This window comes from Pseudoduganella sp. LjRoot289, from assembly GCF_964252925.1.
GTDB lineage: Bacteria > Pseudomonadota > Gammaproteobacteria > Burkholderiales > Burkholderiaceae_D > Rugamonas.
Genome location: NZ_CAXUPN020000001.1, coordinates 1,527,133 through 1,543,204, shown reverse-complemented (window position 1 = coordinate 1,543,204; position 16,072 = coordinate 1,527,133). Strand labels below are relative to the sequence as shown.

General features: G+C 67.1%; 21 protein-coding genes. 20 read left to right on the top strand and 1 reads right to left on the bottom strand.

All coding sequences use genetic code 11. The features are described from left to right. Positions 1 to 40: 40 nt before the first annotated feature. The 11 genes from fliD to ACSQ8Y_RS06665 all read left to right on the top strand — a co-directional run bounded on the left by fliD (position 41) and on the right by ACSQ8Y_RS06665 (position 8,639). Positions 41 to 1,444, top strand: a complete 1,404-nt coding sequence (fliD, locus tag ACSQ8Y_RS06715) for a flagellar filament capping protein FliD (RefSeq protein WP_436265681.1) — start codon at positions 41 to 43, stop codon at positions 1,442 to 1,444. A gap of 32 nt (positions 1,445 to 1,476) precedes the next feature. After that, positions 1,477 to 1,866 (top strand): flagellar export chaperone FliS, encoded by a 390-nt coding sequence (gene fliS, locus ACSQ8Y_RS06710; protein ID WP_436265680.1) that lies wholly within the window; start codon positions 1,477 to 1,479, stop codon positions 1,864 to 1,866. Then, entirely contained in the window at positions 1,859 to 2,203 is a 345-nt protein-coding gene (locus ACSQ8Y_RS06705; RefSeq protein ID WP_436265679.1) for a hypothetical protein, read from the top strand. Before fliS ends, ACSQ8Y_RS06705 begins: the two co-directional genes overlap by 8 nt. Further along, positions 2,200 to 3,813: a flagellar hook-length control protein FliK gene (locus tag ACSQ8Y_RS06700; RefSeq protein ID WP_436265678.1), complete on the top strand. Its 1,614-nt coding sequence runs from the start codon at positions 2,200 to 2,202 to the stop codon at positions 3,811 to 3,813. Before ACSQ8Y_RS06705 ends, ACSQ8Y_RS06700 begins: the two co-directional genes overlap by 4 nt. A gap of 7 nt (positions 3,814 to 3,820) precedes the next feature. After that, the gene (locus tag ACSQ8Y_RS06695; RefSeq protein WP_436265677.1) at positions 3,821 to 4,288 is read left to right on the top strand and encodes a flagellar basal body-associated FliL family protein; all 468 of its coding nucleotides are present in this window, start codon (positions 3,821 to 3,823) and stop codon (positions 4,286 to 4,288) included. Between the two features lie 54 nt (positions 4,289 to 4,342). Further along, entirely contained in the window at positions 4,343 to 5,086 is a 744-nt protein-coding gene (locus ACSQ8Y_RS06690; RefSeq protein WP_436265676.1) for a FliA/WhiG family RNA polymerase sigma factor, read from the top strand. Positions 5,087 to 5,140: 54 nt separating this feature from the next. Further along, a complete protein-coding gene (gene motA / locus ACSQ8Y_RS06685; protein ID WP_436265675.1) occupies positions 5,141 to 6,058 on the top strand; it encodes a flagellar motor stator protein MotA in 918 nt (305 codons plus the stop codon). After that, the gene (locus ACSQ8Y_RS06680; protein ID WP_436265674.1) at positions 6,042 to 7,034 is read left to right on the top strand and encodes a flagellar motor protein MotB; all 993 of its coding nucleotides are present in this window, start codon (positions 6,042 to 6,044) and stop codon (positions 7,032 to 7,034) included. The genes motA and ACSQ8Y_RS06680 overlap by 17 nt, the downstream gene beginning before the upstream one ends. A 66-nt stretch (positions 7,035 to 7,100) precedes the next feature. Beyond that, positions 7,101 to 7,379, top strand: a complete 279-nt coding sequence (flgM, locus tag ACSQ8Y_RS06675; RefSeq protein WP_436265673.1) for a flagellar biosynthesis anti-sigma factor FlgM — start codon at positions 7,101 to 7,103, stop codon at positions 7,377 to 7,379. Further along, entirely contained in the window at positions 7,376 to 7,849 is a 474-nt protein-coding gene (gene flgN, locus ACSQ8Y_RS06670) for a flagellar export chaperone FlgN (RefSeq protein WP_436265672.1), read from the top strand. The genes flgM and flgN overlap by 4 nt, the downstream gene beginning before the upstream one ends. Then, a complete protein-coding gene (locus ACSQ8Y_RS06665; protein ID WP_436265671.1) occupies positions 7,836 to 8,639 on the top strand; it encodes a glycoside hydrolase family 73 protein in 804 nt (267 codons plus the stop codon). Before flgN ends, ACSQ8Y_RS06665 begins: the two co-directional genes overlap by 14 nt. Here ACSQ8Y_RS06665 and flgA read toward each other — a convergent pair. Beyond that, positions 8,624 to 9,307: a flagellar basal body P-ring formation chaperone FlgA gene (flgA, locus tag ACSQ8Y_RS06660; protein ID WP_436265670.1), complete on the bottom strand. Its 684-nt coding sequence runs from the start codon at positions 9,305 to 9,307 to the stop codon at positions 8,624 to 8,626. The genes ACSQ8Y_RS06665 and flgA overlap by 16 nt on opposite strands. A 142-nt stretch (positions 9,308 to 9,449) precedes the next feature. Between flgA and flgB the strand changes: the two genes are divergently transcribed. The 9 genes from flgB to ACSQ8Y_RS06615 all read left to right on the top strand — a co-directional run bounded on the left by flgB (position 9,450) and on the right by ACSQ8Y_RS06615 (position 16,067). Continuing rightward, positions 9,450 to 9,812 carry a flagellar basal body rod protein FlgB gene (gene flgB, locus ACSQ8Y_RS06655; protein WP_436265669.1) on the top strand — a complete coding sequence of 121 codons (363 nt, stop codon included), beginning with the start codon at positions 9,450 to 9,452 and terminating at the stop codon, positions 9,810 to 9,812. Positions 9,813 to 9,877: 65 nt separating this feature from the next. Beyond that, positions 9,878 to 10,294: a flagellar basal body rod protein FlgC gene (gene flgC, locus ACSQ8Y_RS06650; protein WP_436265668.1), complete on the top strand. Its 417-nt coding sequence runs from the start codon at positions 9,878 to 9,880 to the stop codon at positions 10,292 to 10,294. 3 nt (positions 10,295 to 10,297) lie between these two features. Continuing rightward, entirely contained in the window at positions 10,298 to 10,978 is a 681-nt protein-coding gene (locus ACSQ8Y_RS06645; RefSeq protein WP_436265667.1) for a flagellar hook capping FlgD N-terminal domain-containing protein, read from the top strand. Positions 10,979 to 11,005: 27 nt separating this feature from the next. Beyond that, positions 11,006 to 12,250, top strand: coding sequence for a flagellar hook protein FlgE (locus tag ACSQ8Y_RS06640; RefSeq protein WP_436265666.1), 1,245 nt, complete (start codon positions 11,006 to 11,008; stop codon positions 12,248 to 12,250). A 16-nt stretch (positions 12,251 to 12,266) separates the two neighbouring features. After that, entirely contained in the window at positions 12,267 to 12,992 is a 726-nt protein-coding gene (locus ACSQ8Y_RS06635) for a flagellar basal body rod protein FlgF (protein WP_436265665.1), read from the top strand. Positions 12,993 to 13,014: 22 nt separating this feature from the next. Next, a complete protein-coding gene (gene flgG / locus ACSQ8Y_RS06630; RefSeq protein ID WP_436265664.1) occupies positions 13,015 to 13,806 on the top strand; it encodes a flagellar basal-body rod protein FlgG in 792 nt (263 codons plus the stop codon). Further along, entirely contained in the window at positions 13,806 to 14,465 is a 660-nt protein-coding gene (flgH, locus tag ACSQ8Y_RS06625) for a flagellar basal body L-ring protein FlgH (RefSeq protein WP_436265663.1), read from the top strand. The genes flgG and flgH overlap by 1 nt, the downstream gene beginning before the upstream one ends. A gap of 22 nt (positions 14,466 to 14,487) precedes the next feature. Next, complete coding sequence (locus ACSQ8Y_RS06620; protein ID WP_436265662.1) at positions 14,488 to 15,609, top strand: flagellar basal body P-ring protein FlgI; 1,122 nt, start codon at positions 14,488 to 14,490, stop codon at positions 15,607 to 15,609. Positions 15,610 to 15,638: 29 nt separating this feature from the next. Continuing rightward, on the top strand, positions 15,639 to 16,067 hold the full coding sequence (locus ACSQ8Y_RS06615) for a rod-binding protein (protein WP_436265661.1): 429 nt from the start codon (positions 15,639 to 15,641) through the stop codon (positions 16,065 to 16,067). The last annotated feature ends 5 nt before the right edge of the window (positions 16,068 to 16,072 follow it).

Here is a 16,072-nt window from a genome sequence, read left to right as displayed (position 1 = left end):
ACCAATGTACACTTCCCTCTAATTTCTCCGGAGCACGATCATGGCAAGCACTGTCCCAGGCACTAACAGCAGCGAATACGCATCCTACATGGCGACTCAGCTGGCCGGACGCTACACGGAAGAGACCCAGGCGCTGCTGACCGACAAGACCAAGGCCGCCGCCGCCGTGGCCAGCGGCATCACCAAGCTCAATTCGGCGCTCGGCACCTTCGACAGCAGCCTGCTCGCGCTGACGGCGAAAAAGAGCGTGCTGGCCAACTCGGCCACGTTCAGCTCCACCGTCGGCACCGCCACCGCCGGGCCGGCCGCGGTCGCCGGCACCTACAGCTTCTACGTCGAGCAGTTGGCCACGGCCGGCCAGATCTCCTACGGCGGCCTGTCCGACACCGCCGCCGCCGGCAGCGGCAGCCTGAACGTGGTGCTGGCCGACGGCACCAATTTCAACGTCAACCTGGTCAACGCCGACAAAAACCTGGACGGCACGCTGACGGCACAGGAAGTGGCCAGCGCCATCAACACGGCGGCCGACAACAATTCCACCGTCACCGCCTCCACGCTAACCGTCAACGGCGCCACCACCTTGGTGCTCAGCTCGAACGCCACCGGCGTCGACAACGCGGCCTCGCTGGACACCTCGGGCGTGACCAACCTGGCGCTGAAGGCCATGTTCGACGACGTCGCCCAGCAAACCCAGCTGGTGACCGCGCGGGACGCCATCGTCTGGGTCGGCCCGCAGGGCACCGGCACCAAGATGCAGCAGGCCTCGAACACCTACGCCGTGGTCGACGATGTCAAGATGACGTTCACCAGCGCGCAAGCCGTCGGCGCGCCGCCGGTCACCTTGACGGTGGCGCCGGACAGCTCGGCCACCCAGTCCAATGTGCAGAGTTTTGTCGACGCGTTCAACAAGCTCAACGCCGTGCTCGACGAGCTCGGTTTCGTCGGCGACATCGCCAACAACAAGGCCCCCGGCCCCTTCGCCAACGACGCCGGCCTGAAGGCGCTGCGCAACCGCATGCAGGAACTGCTGCGCAAGCCGGTGGGCGGCCAGAGCCTGGCCACCTTCGGCATCACCGCGCAGCGCGACGGCACCGTCGCGGTCGACGGCACGCGCCTGGCCAAGACCATCGCCGCCAACCCGGCCGCGCTGGACACTATTTTCGGCACCGCCAGCCTCGCCAACACGTCGGCCCTGCTGGGCGGCCTGGACAAGCTGATGAGCCAGTGGACCAGCAGCGTCAAGGGCCAGATCGGCCAGCGCCGCACGTCCAACGAGCGCCTGCAAACCTCGCTGACCGACCGCCAGGTGACCCTGGACCGGCAGTACAACAACGCCTACAAGCGCTATCTGCAGCAGTTCACGCAGCTGCAGTCGCTGCAAAACCAGATGTCGCAGAACACCGGCCTGTTCGACGCCATGTTCAGCAACAGCAAAGATTCGTAACCGGGCCCGCCCCACCCTAGCACACGAGAACCATGATGAACCAGGATGCCTACAGCAGTTATCACTCAGTCAATCTGGACGCGCAGACCGCGCGCGCCTCGCCGGTCGAGCTGGTGCTGGTGCTGACCGACGGCCTGCTGGAAGAGCTGGCGCGCGCGCGCGGCCACGTGGTCGGCAAGCGCTACGAGCTCAAGGCGCTCAGCCTGAACAAGTGCACCGAGATCATCAACGGCCTGTCCAGCTCGCTCGACTACGAGCAGGGCGGCGAGGTGGTGGCCAATCTGGGCCGGCTGTACGACTACTGCGTGGCGCGCCTGTACCGCGCCGGGGTCGACATGGACCCGGCCGTGCTCGACGAGGTCAGCGGCCTGCTGAGCACCATCAAGCAGGGCTGGCTCGGAGTGCAAGCCAAGAATGGATAGACAACAGTCACTGCTGCAACTGGCACAGAAGATGAGCGCCGCCACCGCCGCCGCCGACTGGACGGCGCTGGTGGCGGTCAACACGCTGATGGCCGCCGCGCTGCCCACCATGGCGGCGCAGGGCCCGTGGAGCCCGGCCGAGCGCGCCGCGCTGGCAGCCTTGCGCCAGCTGCACCTGCAAGCCCAGCACTGCGCCCACCTGGCCAGCGGCGAACTGGCCGCCCGTATGAGCGAGATGCAATCGAACAAGGAAGGCTGGATGGCGTACGCCATGACCGGCGAGGACAACGAATTAGACGAACACAGCGACCCCGCTGCCACTGGAACCACTGCATGACTATGATCTCGACACCCGCGCCAGCCACGCCAGGCAACCAGTCTCCGCTGGATGCGGCGCCTGGCGCGGCCGCGCCAGCCGCGCTTGACGCCGCCGCGGCGGCGGCCGCGCTGCTGGGCGGCCCGGCCGCCGTTGCCGCCCTGCCGCTGTTTTCCCGCTTCCTCGGCGAGGCCGGGGACGATGCCGCGCAAGCGGACCCGTCCGAAGTCCAGCAAAGCGCCCCGGCCGCCGACGAGGCAGCCCAGGGCGCCGACGGCGGCGCCGCCATGGCCGGCATGAACCCCTTGATGGCGCTGCTGCTGCCCACCGCCGGCCCGACCGGCGCGCCGTCGACGGCACCCGGCGCCTACCCGACCGGCGCTCCCACCGGCGCTCCCACCGGCGCCCCTGCCGTTTCCGCCGTGGGCGGCATTGCCGCCGCCGGCGCCGGCGCACCGACCGCCCTGGCCGGCCTGCTTGCCGCCGCTACGGCGCCGACCGGCGCCCCGGCTTTGGCGCCGACCGCCGCGCCCGCCGGCGCACCGGCCCCGTCCGTGGCTTGGCAGGCCGCCACCCAGGCGCCAAGCGCCGCCCCGGCCGGCGTGTATGCCCCGTCCGCAGCCCCTTCGGCGGCCCCGTCGGCAGCCCCCACCGGTGCACCAAGTCCGGCAACGGCAGGCGTCTATGCGCCTGGCACGGCCGCCCCGAGCGCCGCGCCAGCCTTCCCCACCCAGGCTCCGCCCGCCTATGGCACCGCCGCAGCCACCGCCGCCCCGACTGCGGCGCCGACCGCCGCCGTGGCTGCCGCCCAGTACGCGGCGCGCGAAGAACGCGCGGCAGCCCAGGCCGCCAATCTCGCAGCCGCCGCCAACGCCGTGCCCAACGCCGTGCCCAGCGCCGCGCCGCGCGTCGAACCGCAAGCCATGGCCACGGCCGCCGCGCAAAACGCCGTCCAGGCAGCTGCCCAAAGTGCGCTGCAGCAGGCGGCCAACCAGATGCTGCAAGGCCATCAACGCCAGGCCGGCCCGCGCGCCGAACTGGCCACCATCAGCGGTGCTGCCCTGGCCGCCGGCGCCGCGCCGATGGCCGCCGGCAGCCAGTCCGCCGCCGACGGCGCCAGTGCCGGCTTCGTGCTCACGCCGCCGCTGGCCGGCGGCGTCGCCCAGCCGGCCCCGGCCACGGCCGGCGCCGACGCGGTCAAGCTGGCCGGCACGCCCGAGCAATGGCAACAGCCGCTGCGCGAGGCCCTGGGCGACCGTTTGCAACTGAGCTTGCAACGCAATAACGACCACGCCGTGATCCGCCTGGAACCGCCCAATATGGGCTCGATCGAGATTTCGATCCGCCACACGGCCGGCGCGCTGCAGGTCAACCTGTCGGCCAATAATTCGGAAGTGCTGCGCCAGCTCAACACCATCGGCGACAGCGTGCGCCAGGACCTGTCCCAGCGCAACTTCTCCGAGGTGGCGGTCACCGTGTCGGCCTCGCCGCGCGGCGGCAACCCGTCGCTGGCCGACGGCGGCAACGGCCGCCAGCAGGGCCAGGGCCAGGAGCAGCGCGCCCCGGGCCGCGCCCTGACCGAGGACGAACAGGCGTCCTCCACCTTTGCCATGACGACCGAGCGGGAGTAAAGAATAGATGAATAAAAAACTGGTGATAGCGTTAGTGGGCGTGCTGCTGCTGGGCGGCGGCGTGGCCGGCGGTGCGGTGTGGTACATGGGCAAGCAGGCGGCCTCCGGCACCGAGGGCAAGGCGGTCAAGCACGAGGAAGTCAAGGCGGACACCGAACCACCGAAATACATCACCGTCGAGAAAGTGATCGTCATGCTCAAGCGCGGCGAGGGCGAAACGGTCACCCACTACCTGTCGGCCGACCTGGTGGTCGCCACCACGGCCAAGCAGGAAAAAGAGTGCAAGGAGCATCTGCCCTTGCTGCGCAGCGTGGCGGTCAAGGCGCTGTCCGGCTTGCCGATGCAGAAGGCGGCGACCATGTCGATCGACCAGTTCGCCGACGAATTGAACAAGGCTTTCGACGAGACCTACGCGAAGGACAAGCGCGAACGGCCGTTTTCGGAAGTGATGATCGGGAAACTGATCCTCGAGTAATCGGGTAATCGGATAATCGGATAATCGAGTACAGCCGATATGAGTGGGGCGGGCATGGCATATATAGAGCAAGACGCGGACACGTACGCCGAGAGCTATGGCGACGTGGGCAGCACGCCGACCACGCACAGCGTGGCCGACGAGCAAAAGCATTTGCTGGCCTACGCGCCGCTGGTCAAGCGTATCGTGCGCCAGCTTAATTCGCAGATCGGCGGCGCCATCGACCGCGAGGACATGGAGCAGATCGGCCTGATGGGCCTGCTCGAGGCGCTGCGCCGCTACGGCGAGCCGGACGCCGCCTTCGGCAGCTACGCCAGCCTGCGGGTGCGCGGCGCCATCCTCGACGAGTTGCGGCGCCAGGACTGGCGCCCGCGCGCCGTGCGCCAGCAGAGCCACAAGCTGCGCGACGCCGTGCGCGAGCTGACGCGCCGCCTCGGCCGCGAACCGGACGAGCGCGAGATCATCACCGGCCTGAACATCACCGCCGAGGCCTACCAGGCCTACCAGCTCGACGAAAGCGCCGAGCTGATGTCCAGTTTCGACGAGGTGCTGCAAGACACCGTGAGCCCGGGCGGCGACACCGCGCCCAGCCCGGAAGACTTGCTGATGACGCGGCGCAGCCTGGCGCAGGCGCTGGGCGGGCTCGACGAGCGCGAGCAGCGCGTGGTGCAGATGTATTACGAGTTCGAACTGAGCTACAAGGAAATCGCGGCCGTGCTGGACCTGACGGACGCCCGCGTCTGCCAGCTCAACAAGGCGGCCCTGAGCAAAATGAAAGCGGTGCTGAAAAGCGCCTGATCCGCCCAGCGGTGGTCCACGACATTAAGAATAGACGCAGAAAGGCGTATCATCATGCAGCAACTAATCGGCATCATCATTGTACTGGGCAGTGTGTTCGGCGGCTTCTTCATGATGGGCGGCGTGTTCCACCAGATCTGGCAGCCGATCGAGCTGTTCGTGATCGCCGGCGCCGGCCTGGGCGCCATCATCATCGGCAATCCGCGCCATGTGCTGGCCGAGATGATGACGCAGCTCAAGAAGATCGTCACGCGCAAGAAATACGACTCCGAATTCCAGCGCCAGTTGCTGCTGCTGATGTATGAACTGCTGCAACTGGCCGCCGGCGGCCTGAAGGCGCTCGACGCCCACGTCGAAGCGCCCAAGGACAGCCCGCTGTTCCAGCGCTACCCGCAGGTGCTGGAGGAACCGAAGCTGCTCGCCTTCATCGTCGACAACTTCCGCCTGATGGCCATGGGCAAGATCAACGCGCACGAGCTGGAAGGCGTGCTGGAGCAGGAACTGGAAGCCATCCACGAGGAACTGAACCAGCCCGCCAAGTCGATCGCCAAGATCGGCGAGGCGATGCCGGGCTTCGGCATCCTGGCCGCCGTGCTGGGCATCGTGATCACCATGAACACCGTGTCCGAAGGCGCGACCTCGGGCGAAATCGCGGAACACGTGGGCGCCGCCATGGTCGGCACCTTCATCGGTATTTTCCTGTGCTACGGCGTGCTCGATCCGATCGCCAACGTCATGAAGCAGCTGGTCAACCAGGAAGCGTCCAACAAGGAATGCGTGAAGGTGGTGCTGGTCACGCACGTGGCCGGCAAGCCGCCGCTGCTGGCGATCGACGCAGGGCGCCGCCTGGTGCCGCTCAACATCAAACCGAGCTTTGCCCAGCTGGAACGCTGGATCAACGAGCTCGAAGGCCGCGACAGCGAGCCCGAATCCGGTTCGCGCCGAGGAGGTGGCCGTGCTAAAGCCGCATGAGAAACATGAAGAGACCATCGTCAAGCGCGGCGGCGGCAAGCATGCGCACGACGACCACGGCGGCGCCTGGAAGGTAGCCTTCGCCGACTTCTGCCTGGCGCTGATGTGCTTGTTCCTGGTGCTGTGGCTGATGGCCGCGCGCAACACGGAAAGCCTGCAGCACATCCTGACCGAGGCCGACGGCAACAAGACCGACCAGGGCAAGGGCGTCATGCCCGAGCAGGTGGGCGGACCGCGCGGCAGCCTGATAGAGCGCTTCCCCATGCCGCGCAGCGGCAAGAGCGAATCGCCCGGCCAGGCCCTGTCGAGCGGCGACGCCTCGTCCGAGGCCGACCAGAAGGTCAGCTATGAAACCCCGGGCGAACTGCACAAGCTGTCGAAGGCGCTCAACAAGCTGAGCGCCGAGACCGGCCTGGCGGCCAACCTGGAATCGGTGATCACCCCCTACGGCCTGCGCGTGATGCTGCACGACACCGACAAGCAGGGCATGTTCGTGCGCGGCTCGGCCGTGCCGACCGACCGTTTTCGCGCCCTGCTGCGCAGCATGGGCCCGCTGTTCGAACGCATGGAAAACCAGATGCTGGTGGTCGGCCACACCGACGGCACGCAGTACTCGGACACCGGCTATTTCGCCTATTCGAACTGGACCCTGTCGGCCAACCGCGCCATGGCGGCGCGCTCCATGCTGCTGTCGGGCGGCATGCGCAAGGATAGCGTGCTGCAGGTGGTCGGCATGGCCGACCGCGCGCCGATCGACACCCAGAAGGCCGACGCCGGCGTCAACCGCCGCATCGAGCTGCTGATACTGACCTCGGCCCAGGCCAAGGCGGTATCATCCATGTTCGGCATGCCGGGCGCGAAGAACAAGCTGGGCGAGGAAATCGATACCGCTATCCCGGACGCCGAATCGTTGCAGAAACTGCGCAACAAGCTCGGTCCGGAAGGCAAATACGGGACGGGCCGCAATGGGAACTGAACAAATACCACCTTCGCCGGTGTAAGGCGGGTTACTATGCAAACTTCCAAGACCAGAGGTCAACGTATGAGAATTTCGACTGGAAGCGCGGACGGCATGGCCGTCCAGCGCGTCGCCGAGAGCGCGCCCGCCGACGGCGCGCAGGCGGCCGCACCCGCGTCCGGCGCTCCGGCCGAGCTGCAATCGGCCGTGCTGCAGCCTGCGCTGGCGGCCCTGAAGGCCATGCCCGAGATCGACCACGAGCGCGTGGCCGAGCTGCGCGACGCGCTGGCCAAGGGCGAACTGCCCTTCGACCCGGACAAGCTGGCCGGCCTGATCCAGCGCTTCCACGGGAGCGACAAGTGACACAGGCGGTGAACGCGGCACCCGCAGCTCCGGCTGCGGGCAGCGCCGTGCCGACGCGCCAGGAAGCCATGCAGCAGCTGTTGCACGGTGTCGCCCTGGACCTGGCGGGCTATGCCGAACTGCAAGACTTGCTGGAACAGCAATTCGACGCCTCGGTGCGCCACCAGCGCGCCCGCCTCGAGCAGCTGGCCGAGACCATCTCCGTCCTGGTCGACGCCATGGAAGCGCGCCGCCAGCAGCGCGTGGCATGCGCCGTCCGCCTGCTGGGCCCTGCCCCTTCGATGGCGCAAGTGTTCACCTTGCTCAAAGCCGAACCGCGCGCCCGCCTGGAGCAGGACTGGGCGCGCTTGGAGACGCTGGTGATCGAATGCAAACGTTTGGGCAAGCGCAATAGCGACCTGCTGGTCGACCAGTACACCATCATGCAGCGCGTGCTGCACGGCGAGGACCAGATTTATGAGCCGGGTTGACATGCTGCGCCCCACCCAGGCCACCATGGCCACCGCAGCCACGGCCAGCAATATGCGGCCCACGGCCAGCCTGGGCAGCACCGGCGGCACGGGCGGGCTTGCCAACTACGCCAGTTTCAACGCGGCCTTCCACCAGGTGCAGGGCGACGTCGCGGCCTATATCAACAACGGCTGGAGCAGCTCGGCCGGCGGCCAGGCCAGCAACGGCGGCGGCGAGCTGCCCTCGCAGGCGATGAGCGCGGCCGCCGCGGCGCTGCGCGCGCGCGCGGCCGGCGCCATCGACGATGCGAACAGCGGCGGCGACGGTCCCGGCAACGGCGGCACCACCGTGGAACAACAGGAATTCCTCGCCACCATCCAGCCCTGGGCGGCCAGCGCCGCCAAGCGCCTGGGCGTGGCGCCCGAGCTGGTAGCCGCGCACGCGGCGCTGGAATCGGGCTGGGGCCAGCATCCCCTGGGCAGCAGCAACAACCTGTTCGGCATCAAGGCCGGCGGGCAATGGCAGGGCGCGGTCACCGCCGCCGCCACCACCGAATACGAACAGGGCCTGGCCCTGAAAAAGGTCGAGCGCTTCCGCAGCTATCCGGACCAGGCCGCCGCCTTCCACGACTATGCGAACACCCTGATCGCCAATCCGCGCTACCAGCAGGCGCTCAACACGGGCGACGACGCGCGCGCCTTCGCCGCCGGCCTGGCGCGCGGCGGCTACGCCACCGACCCCCACTACGCCGACAAGCTCAGCAAGCTGGCCGGCAAACTCCAGCAGCTAAAAATTCATCTGGGTGACTGAATGGACACGGGCAGATCGGCAGGTTCCACCGTACCGGCTCCCGTCACCCGGGCTTTGATCACGTTGCCGTTGGCGTTGCGCACCCGTATCAGCGCGCCGCGCGCGCCGGGATCGAGCGCCTCGCCGCCCATGCTGACCTCGATCTGTTCATACCGCGCCACGATGCGCAGCGCTTCGCCGCGCTTGACCAGCACCTGCGCCGACAGCATGTTCTGGCGCAGCAGTTCGCCGCTGCGCAGGGAACGCCGCGCCGCCATGCCCTCGAGCAGCGTCAGGTCCGACACCGCGTCCGGCACCATGCTCACGTCGCGCCGCTCCAGCGACACATCGGCCGCCTCCACCGGCTTGCCGCTGGCCACGTCGGACGCCATCACCGCGACCCGCGCCGTGACCTTGGCGCGCACCACGATATCGTATTTCCAGCCGCCCTCTCCCGGGCAGCTGGCCACCAGGCGCAGGCGCGTGACCGAACGCGTGTCGAGCGCCTCCACCGCGACCGGCACGGCGCACGGCGGCAGCACGCGGCTGGTGCGCACAGCGGCCACTTCGAATTGCGGCTCCACCATGTTTGCGCTTTCGGCTTGCCGGCTTAGCACTTCGCGCGCCGTTTGTTCCACCAACGCCACAGTCTGCTCCGCTGTCGTGGCCGCTTCGCCAAGAATTGGCACGATGATTGCCAACGCGGCGAAAATCGGAGGTAGAATTGGATTGTTGAACATGGGCAATACCTTTACTATGTTGGCTGCGGTGCGCACCTAGCGCCCCGGCCCCATTTTACATGGGCAATGAATTATCCACGGGAGGAAAATAATGGGCATAAACTTCAAAGACGCAGTCGGTGTGCACTCCGATGCGCTCCATTTGCGTGCCGAGCGCACGCGCATCCTGGCATCCAACATCGCCAATGAAAACACGCCCGGCTACCAGGCCCAGGACATGGATTTCGCCGCCACGCTGGCGCAGACCCAGTCGCTGCAGGCCGGCGAGCCGCAATTCGATGCCGACGGCAACGCGCTGTACCGCGTGCCCTTCCACCCCACCCGCGACGGCAACACCGTCGAGATCGGCGTGGAACAGGCGGCCTTCTCGCAGAACGCCTCCGACTTCCAGACCAGCCTGACCTTCATCAACATGAAGCTCAAGGGCTTGGCCAAAGCCATCAATGGTCAATAAGCGGTTCAAGCAGTTGTCGAACAACAAGCAATCACGGCCGGTCACGGCCATCTAAGCGAGCCATCATGAGCTTCAAGGACATTTCCCAGATCGCCGGTTCGGCCATGGCCGCGCAGACGGTGCGGCTGAACACGGTGGCCAGCAACCTCGCCAACGCCGACTCGGTCTCCGGCAACGAGGCCACCACCTACCGCGCGCGCAAGCCGGTGTTCGCCGCCGTGATGAACGAGGGCGCCAACGCCGACAACGGCGGCAAGGTGCAGGTGCTGGACGTGGTCGAGAGCAGCGAACCGCTGCGCAAGGTGTACGAGCCGGGCAATCCGCTGGCCAATGCCGACGGCATGGTGTTCTACCCCAACGTCAACCAGGTGGCCGAGATGACCGACATGATGTCGGCCTCGCGCGCTTTTGAAACCAATGTCGAAGTGCTGGGGCGCATCCGCTCCATGCAGCAGTCGCTGCTCAAACTCGGTGAAGGCTAAACCATGCAAACCAATTTCTTCCCGGGCACGACGCCCGCCGCCGCCACCACCGGCAGCAGCAACCCGCTGGCCAGCGGCAGCGAAACGTCGACCATGTTCACCAAGCTGCTGGTCGCGCAGATCCAGAACCAGGATCCGCTGTCGCCGTCCGACCCCAGCCAGTTCATCAACCAGCTGACCCAGCTGTCGCAAACCGAGGCGCTGCAAAACGTGGGCAACCTGACCAGCGCCAACGCCAGCATCCTGCAAAGCATGCAGGTGCTCGCGCTGGGCGCCCAGGTCGGCTCGGACGTGCAGGTATCGGCTGAGAAGGTGCAGCTCGACGTGGCCAAGGTGCACGGCGAAATCAATCTGTCGAGCAACAGCAACCAGACCACGCTGGTGCTGACTGGCCTGGACGGGCGCGAGCACAAGGTCGAACTGGGCTCGCAGTCGAGCGGCGCCGTGCCATTCGCGCTCGACCCGTCCGCGCTCGGCCTGCCCACCGGCGAATACAAGATGCGGGTGGAAACCAGCAGCAAAGAAAATCCCGCGATCGACCTGAAAGGCCGCCTGAACAGCGTGCGGCTCGGTTCGGGCGGGGCAGTTGTCCTGAATGTCTCCAACGTTGGCGAAACATCGCCGGCGGCTATTACCGCGTTCAACGGCAAAGCCGCTGCCGCCTCCTCTTCTACCAGCAACTAACGACGCAACCACGAAAGGGTTTTCGCCATGAGTTTCGATATCGCACTGTCCGGCATCCAGGCCATCAACGAGCAGCTGGGCACCATCTCCAACAACATCGCCAACGCGGGTACCTACGGCTTCAAGTCGAGCCGCGCCAACTTCGCCTCGCAGTACGCGGGCGACCAGGCCACCGGCGTGCAGATCGGTTCGGTCACCCAGAGCATCGGCCGCAACGGCGGCGTGGTCAACACCGGCCAGGGCATGGACGCGGCCATCAACGGCCGCGGCTTCTTCGTCGCCAAGGACGCCCAGGGCCAGATGAACTACACCCGCGTCGGCATCTTCCATGCGGATGCCAACGGTTTCCTGGCCGACACATCCGGGCGCAAGGTGCAGGGCTTCGCCATGACCCCGCCGTCGACCACGCTGGGACCGATGGGCGACCTGACGGTGCCGACCGGCCAGATTCCGGCCGTGCCCAGCACCAAGCTGACCTACGTGAGCAATCTGTCGGCCGAGTGGACCGTGCCGGTCGTGCCCTACGTCGAGCCGGACGCGACCACCACCCCGCCCACCTCGCCAGATCCGCAGTCTTACAATATGTCGCGCGTGTCGGTGGTCTACGACTCGCAGGGCAACCAGCACACGCTGACGCAGTATTTCCGCAAGTCCGCTACCAATGCTGTCGACATCCACTACGCGGTGGACGGCATGGGCATGCCCGGGTCCGAAAAGGGCTTGGCCTTCGACGTCAACGGCGACATTGACCTGACCGTGGGTACCGACACCCATCAGCTGGTCATCGCTCCGATGGAAGCCGACCACGTGACGGCCAACGGCACCTCCAACATCACACTAGACATCAGCTACACCGGCACCACCCAGTCCGCCGGCGAGGCGACCACCTCGACCAACAAGGCCGACGGCTACGCCTCGGGTACCTTCATCGGCGTCGAGCTGGCCAAGGACGGCTCGCTGGTGGCCAAGTACAGCAACGACCAGCGCCAGTCGGTCGGCAAGCTGACTGTCGCCACCTTCCCCGATGAAGGCGCGCTGACGTCCATCAGCGACACCAGCTGGCTGGCTTCGAACACCTCCGGCACGCCGCTGTACGGCACCCCGGGCAACGGCATGGCCGGCGCATTGAGCACCGGTGCGCTGGAGCAATCGAACGTCGACATCACCTCGGAACTGGTCGGCCTGATGACCTCGCAGCGCAACTACCAGGCCAACTCCAAGGTGATCCAGACCGAGAGCACCATGCTGCAGTCGCTGATGCAAGCCCTGTAAGAAAGCCGGCTGACACATGGACGCACTGATCTACACCGCCATGAGCGGCGCCGAACGGGCGCTGCGCGGGCAACAGGTCCACGCCAACAACCTGGCGAACATGGACACCACCGGCTTCCGGGCCAACCTGGAACTGTCGACCGCGCGCCAGCTGTCCGGCTACGGCTACGACGACCGCCACATGGCCGACATGCAGGCCAACGCGGTGACCACCCGCCCCGGCACGGTGAAGTCGACCGGGCGCGAGCTGGACGTGGCGATCGCCGGCGACGGTTTCCTCACGCTGCAGGGCCCGACCGGCGAAGGCTACAGCCGCGCCGGCGCCATCACGCTGGACGCCGACGGCGCCATGACGGTGGGCGGCATGCCCATCCTCGGCGAAGGCGGCCCGATCACCCTGCCCCTGCACAGCAAGGTGCAGATCGGCAGCGACGGCACGGTGTCGATCCAGTCGCCCGGCACCACCATCATGCAGGTGGTCGACAAGCTCAAGCTGGTGAAGGCGGAAGCGTCCGAACTGACCAAGAACGAAGCGGGCCTGCTGGTGGCGCGCGACGGCCAGCCGCTGGCCGGCGACGCCACCGTGCAGGTCAAGTCCGGCCACCTGGAAGGCAGCAATGTCTCGGCGGTGGAGGAAATGGTCGCCACCATGAGCTTGAACCGCACCTTTGAAATGCAGATGAAGCTGTTCAAAGCCAGCGACAGCATGGCTGAAGCCGGCAACCGCCTGATCGGCGGCTGAGCCCAACCTTAGAGGAGTTACCATGAATCCAGCAATGTGGATCAGCAAGACCGGTGTACAGGCGCAGGACGCCAAGCTGCAAACCATCGCCAACAACCTTGCCAACGCCAACACGGTCGGCTTCAAGCGCGACCGCGTCGCCTTCCAGGACTTGTTCTACTCGATCGAGCAGCAGCCGGGCGCCCAGCGCGCCGGCAACAACACGCTGGCGCCGTCCGGCGTGCAGCTGGGCAACGGCGTGCAACTGGTGGGCACGCAGAAGATTTTCACCAACGGCAATATCCAGAACACCACCAACGCGCTCGACGTGGCCATCAACGGCAACGGTTTCCTGCAGGTGCGCCGCCCCGACGGCGAAGCGGCCTACACCCGCGCCGGCCAGCTGCAGCTCAATGAAAACGGCATCCTGGTCAACAGCAGCGGCTTGCCGCTGGTGCCGCAGATCACCGTGCCGGCCAACGCCACCGCCGTCACCATCGCCGAGAACGGCGTGGTCTCGGCGGTCGTGGCCGGCAGCGCCACCCCGGCCGTGCTGGGCCAGCTGACCCTGACCTCCTTCATCAACCCGACCGGCCTGCAGGCGCTGGGCGAGAACCTGTTCGCCGAAACCGCCGCCAGCGGCGCGCCGACCGAAGGCAACCCCGGCACCGACCAGTTCGGCAAGCTCAAGCAGGGCGCGCTGGAAGGCTCCAACGTGCAGGTGGTCGAGGAGATGGTCGACATGATCGCCGCCCAGCGCACCTACGAGATGAACACCAAGGTGCTGACGGCGGCCGACAACATGCTGCAATACCTGTCGCAGGCTGCGCGCTGATGAAAGCCGCCCTGCCCGTCCTGGCGCTGCTGCTGAGCGGCTGCGCCGCCATCGCGCCGCCGGCGGTGCGTCCGGCGCCGTTCGACGAGGCGCCCGTCATGGCCCGTTCATCCCAGCCGCGCGGCACGTCCGGCGGCGTCTACGCGGTCGACGCCGGCCTGCAGCTGACCTCGGACAGCCGCGCCTTCCGCGTCGGCGACGTGGTCACCGTGCTGCTGGAGGAAACCACCCAGGCCTCGAAGAGCGCCGGCACCTCCTTCAAGAAGGACAGCGGCGTCTCGGTGGCCGCGCCCAACCTGCTGGGCAAGCTGCGGCCCAAGGCCGGCATCGACCTGAGCGCCGGCCGCACCTTCGCCGGCGACGCCACCAGCACGCAACAGAATGCGCTGAGCGGCGCCATCACCGTCATCGTGCAGGAAGTGATGCCCAACGGCCTGCTGCGCCTGGCCGGTGAAAAAATGCTGACGCTGAACCAGGGCGAGGAATTCGTGCGCCTGCGCGGCTATGTGCGCGCGGCCGACATCGACGCCGACAACCGCGTCTCCTCGCTGCGCATCGCCAACGCCCGCATCGCCTATTCGGGCCAGGGCACGCTGGCCGATGCGAACAGCCCCGGCTGGCTGACGCGCTTCTTCGCCAGCCCCTACATGCCGTTTTAAAGTTACAAGTTAGGTCCCCATCATGACGTTCCGCTGGATACAGCTCCCCGCCGCCGCCCTGGCGCTGGCCGCCGCCGCCCTGCTGCCAGCCGCGCCGGCCCAGGCCGCGCAAACGCTGCGCAACCTGGTCAGCATCGAAGGCGTGCGCGACAACCCGCTGGTCGGCTACGGCCTGGTGGTCGGCCTGAACGGCAGCGGCGACTCGACCCAGGTCAAGTTTTCCAGCCAGTCCGTGATCAATATGCTCAAGCAGTTCGGCGTCAAGGTGCCGGACGGCACCGACGCGAAAAGCAAGAACGTGGCCACCGTCATGGTCAGCGCGGTGTTCCCGCCCGGCTACCGGCGCGGCCAGGCGATCGACATCACCGTCTCCTCGCTGGGCGACGCCAAGAGCCTGCGCGGCGGCGCCCTGCTGCTGACCCCGCTGCGCGCGGCCGACAACGAGGTGTACGCGCTGGCCCAGGGCAACGTGGTGGTGGGCGGCCTGGCCGCCGCCGGCAAGAGCGGCTCCTCGGTGACGGTCAACACGCCGACCTCGGGCCGGATTCCCAACGGCGCCACCATCGAGCGCGAAATCGCCACCGATTTCTCCACCAAGCCCAGCATCCGCCTGTCGCTGCGCCACCCGCACTTCCAGACCGCCACCAACATCGTCGAATCGATCAACAAGAAGTTCGGCGACATCGCCACCACCACCGACGGCACCAGCGTGGACGTGGCGGCACCGGAAAATCCTACCCAGCGCGTGGCCTTCATGGCCAAGCTGGAAACCCTGGCCATCGAGGTGGGCGAAGAGAACCCGAAAGTGGTGTTCAATTCGCGCACCGGCACCGTGGTGATCGCCGACGGCCTGCGCGTGCGCGCCGCCGCCGTCACGCACGGCTCGCTCAAGGTGGTGATCTCGGAGAACTCCAAGGTGAGCCAGCCGAACGCCTTCGCCCAGGGCACCACCCAGGTCACGCCGCAATCGAACGTCAGCGTGGACCAGGGCTCGGGCCAGATGTTCAAATGGCCGGCCGGCGCCAAGCTGCAAACCATCATCGACACCATCAATGCGCTGGGCGCCTCGCCGGACGACATCATGGCTATCCTGCAGGCCCTGGACCAGGCCGGCGCCATCGAAGGCGAACTGGTCGTCATTTAATACGAAATTAACAAATTTAGGAAGCCGCCATGGACCGTTTCGCCCCCATCCTGCCGCGCCAGCTCGACATCGCGCCCGACCCCAAGGCCGGCGGGCTGGCCCCGGTGGCGGCCAACCAGGCCGAACCGCTCGACCCGGCCGACGCGCACTACCGCGCCAAGGCCACCGAGGCCGCCGTCAAGTTCGAATCCTTCTTCATCGGCGATATGCTGCACCGCATGCGCAGCTCGGTCAACGCGCTCAAGGCGGACGACGAGCGCAAGGACAGCATCAACAGCGACATGCTGGACATGGCCGACAACCTGGTGGCCGACCAGATGGCCGGCCAGCGCGCCTTCGGCGTGGCCGACGCCATCCTGCGCCAGCTGCTGCCTTCCGCCGCCCCGGTGGCGCCGCATCCGCAGGGCGCGCCCATGCCTTTACAAGCACCCGCCACAAATATTAGCAAATCCATTTAATCCCA

What these genes read in the sequence shown, in the direction of transcription:
- fliD (WP_436265681.1), top strand. Translation starts at nt 41, where the DNA reads ATGGCAAGCACTGTCCCAGGCACTAACAGCAGCGAATACGCATCCTAC.
- fliS (WP_436265680.1), top strand. Translation starts at nt 1,477, where the DNA reads ATGATGAACCAGGATGCCTACAGCAGTTATCACTCAGTCAATCTGGAC.
- ACSQ8Y_RS06705 (WP_436265679.1), top strand. Translation starts at nt 1,859, where the DNA reads ATGGATAGACAACAGTCACTGCTGCAACTGGCACAGAAGATGAGCGCC.
- ACSQ8Y_RS06700 (WP_436265678.1), top strand. Translation starts at nt 2,200, where the DNA reads ATGACTATGATCTCGACACCCGCGCCAGCCACGCCAGGCAACCAGTCT.
- ACSQ8Y_RS06695 (WP_436265677.1), top strand. Translation starts at nt 3,821, where the DNA reads ATGAATAAAAAACTGGTGATAGCGTTAGTGGGCGTGCTGCTGCTGGGC.
- ACSQ8Y_RS06690 (WP_436265676.1), top strand. Translation starts at nt 4,343, where the DNA reads ATGGCATATATAGAGCAAGACGCGGACACGTACGCCGAGAGCTATGGC.
- motA (WP_436265675.1), top strand. Translation starts at nt 5,141, where the DNA reads ATGCAGCAACTAATCGGCATCATCATTGTACTGGGCAGTGTGTTCGGC.
- flgM (WP_436265673.1), top strand. Translation starts at nt 7,101, where the DNA reads ATGAGAATTTCGACTGGAAGCGCGGACGGCATGGCCGTCCAGCGCGTC.
- ACSQ8Y_RS06665 (WP_436265671.1), top strand. Translation starts at nt 7,836, where the DNA reads ATGAGCCGGGTTGACATGCTGCGCCCCACCCAGGCCACCATGGCCACC.
- flgB (WP_436265669.1), top strand. Translation starts at nt 9,450, where the DNA reads ATGGGCATAAACTTCAAAGACGCAGTCGGTGTGCACTCCGATGCGCTC.
- flgC (WP_436265668.1), top strand. Translation starts at nt 9,878, where the DNA reads ATGAGCTTCAAGGACATTTCCCAGATCGCCGGTTCGGCCATGGCCGCG.
- ACSQ8Y_RS06645 (WP_436265667.1), top strand. Translation starts at nt 10,298, where the DNA reads ATGCAAACCAATTTCTTCCCGGGCACGACGCCCGCCGCCGCCACCACC.
- ACSQ8Y_RS06640 (WP_436265666.1), top strand. Translation starts at nt 11,006, where the DNA reads ATGAGTTTCGATATCGCACTGTCCGGCATCCAGGCCATCAACGAGCAG.
- ACSQ8Y_RS06635 (WP_436265665.1), top strand. Translation starts at nt 12,267, where the DNA reads ATGGACGCACTGATCTACACCGCCATGAGCGGCGCCGAACGGGCGCTG.
- flgG (WP_436265664.1), top strand. Translation starts at nt 13,015, where the DNA reads ATGAATCCAGCAATGTGGATCAGCAAGACCGGTGTACAGGCGCAGGAC.
- flgH (WP_436265663.1), top strand. Translation starts at nt 13,806, where the DNA reads ATGAAAGCCGCCCTGCCCGTCCTGGCGCTGCTGCTGAGCGGCTGCGCC.
- ACSQ8Y_RS06620 (WP_436265662.1), top strand. Translation starts at nt 14,488, where the DNA reads ATGACGTTCCGCTGGATACAGCTCCCCGCCGCCGCCCTGGCGCTGGCC.
- ACSQ8Y_RS06615 (WP_436265661.1), top strand. Translation starts at nt 15,639, where the DNA reads ATGGACCGTTTCGCCCCCATCCTGCCGCGCCAGCTCGACATCGCGCCC.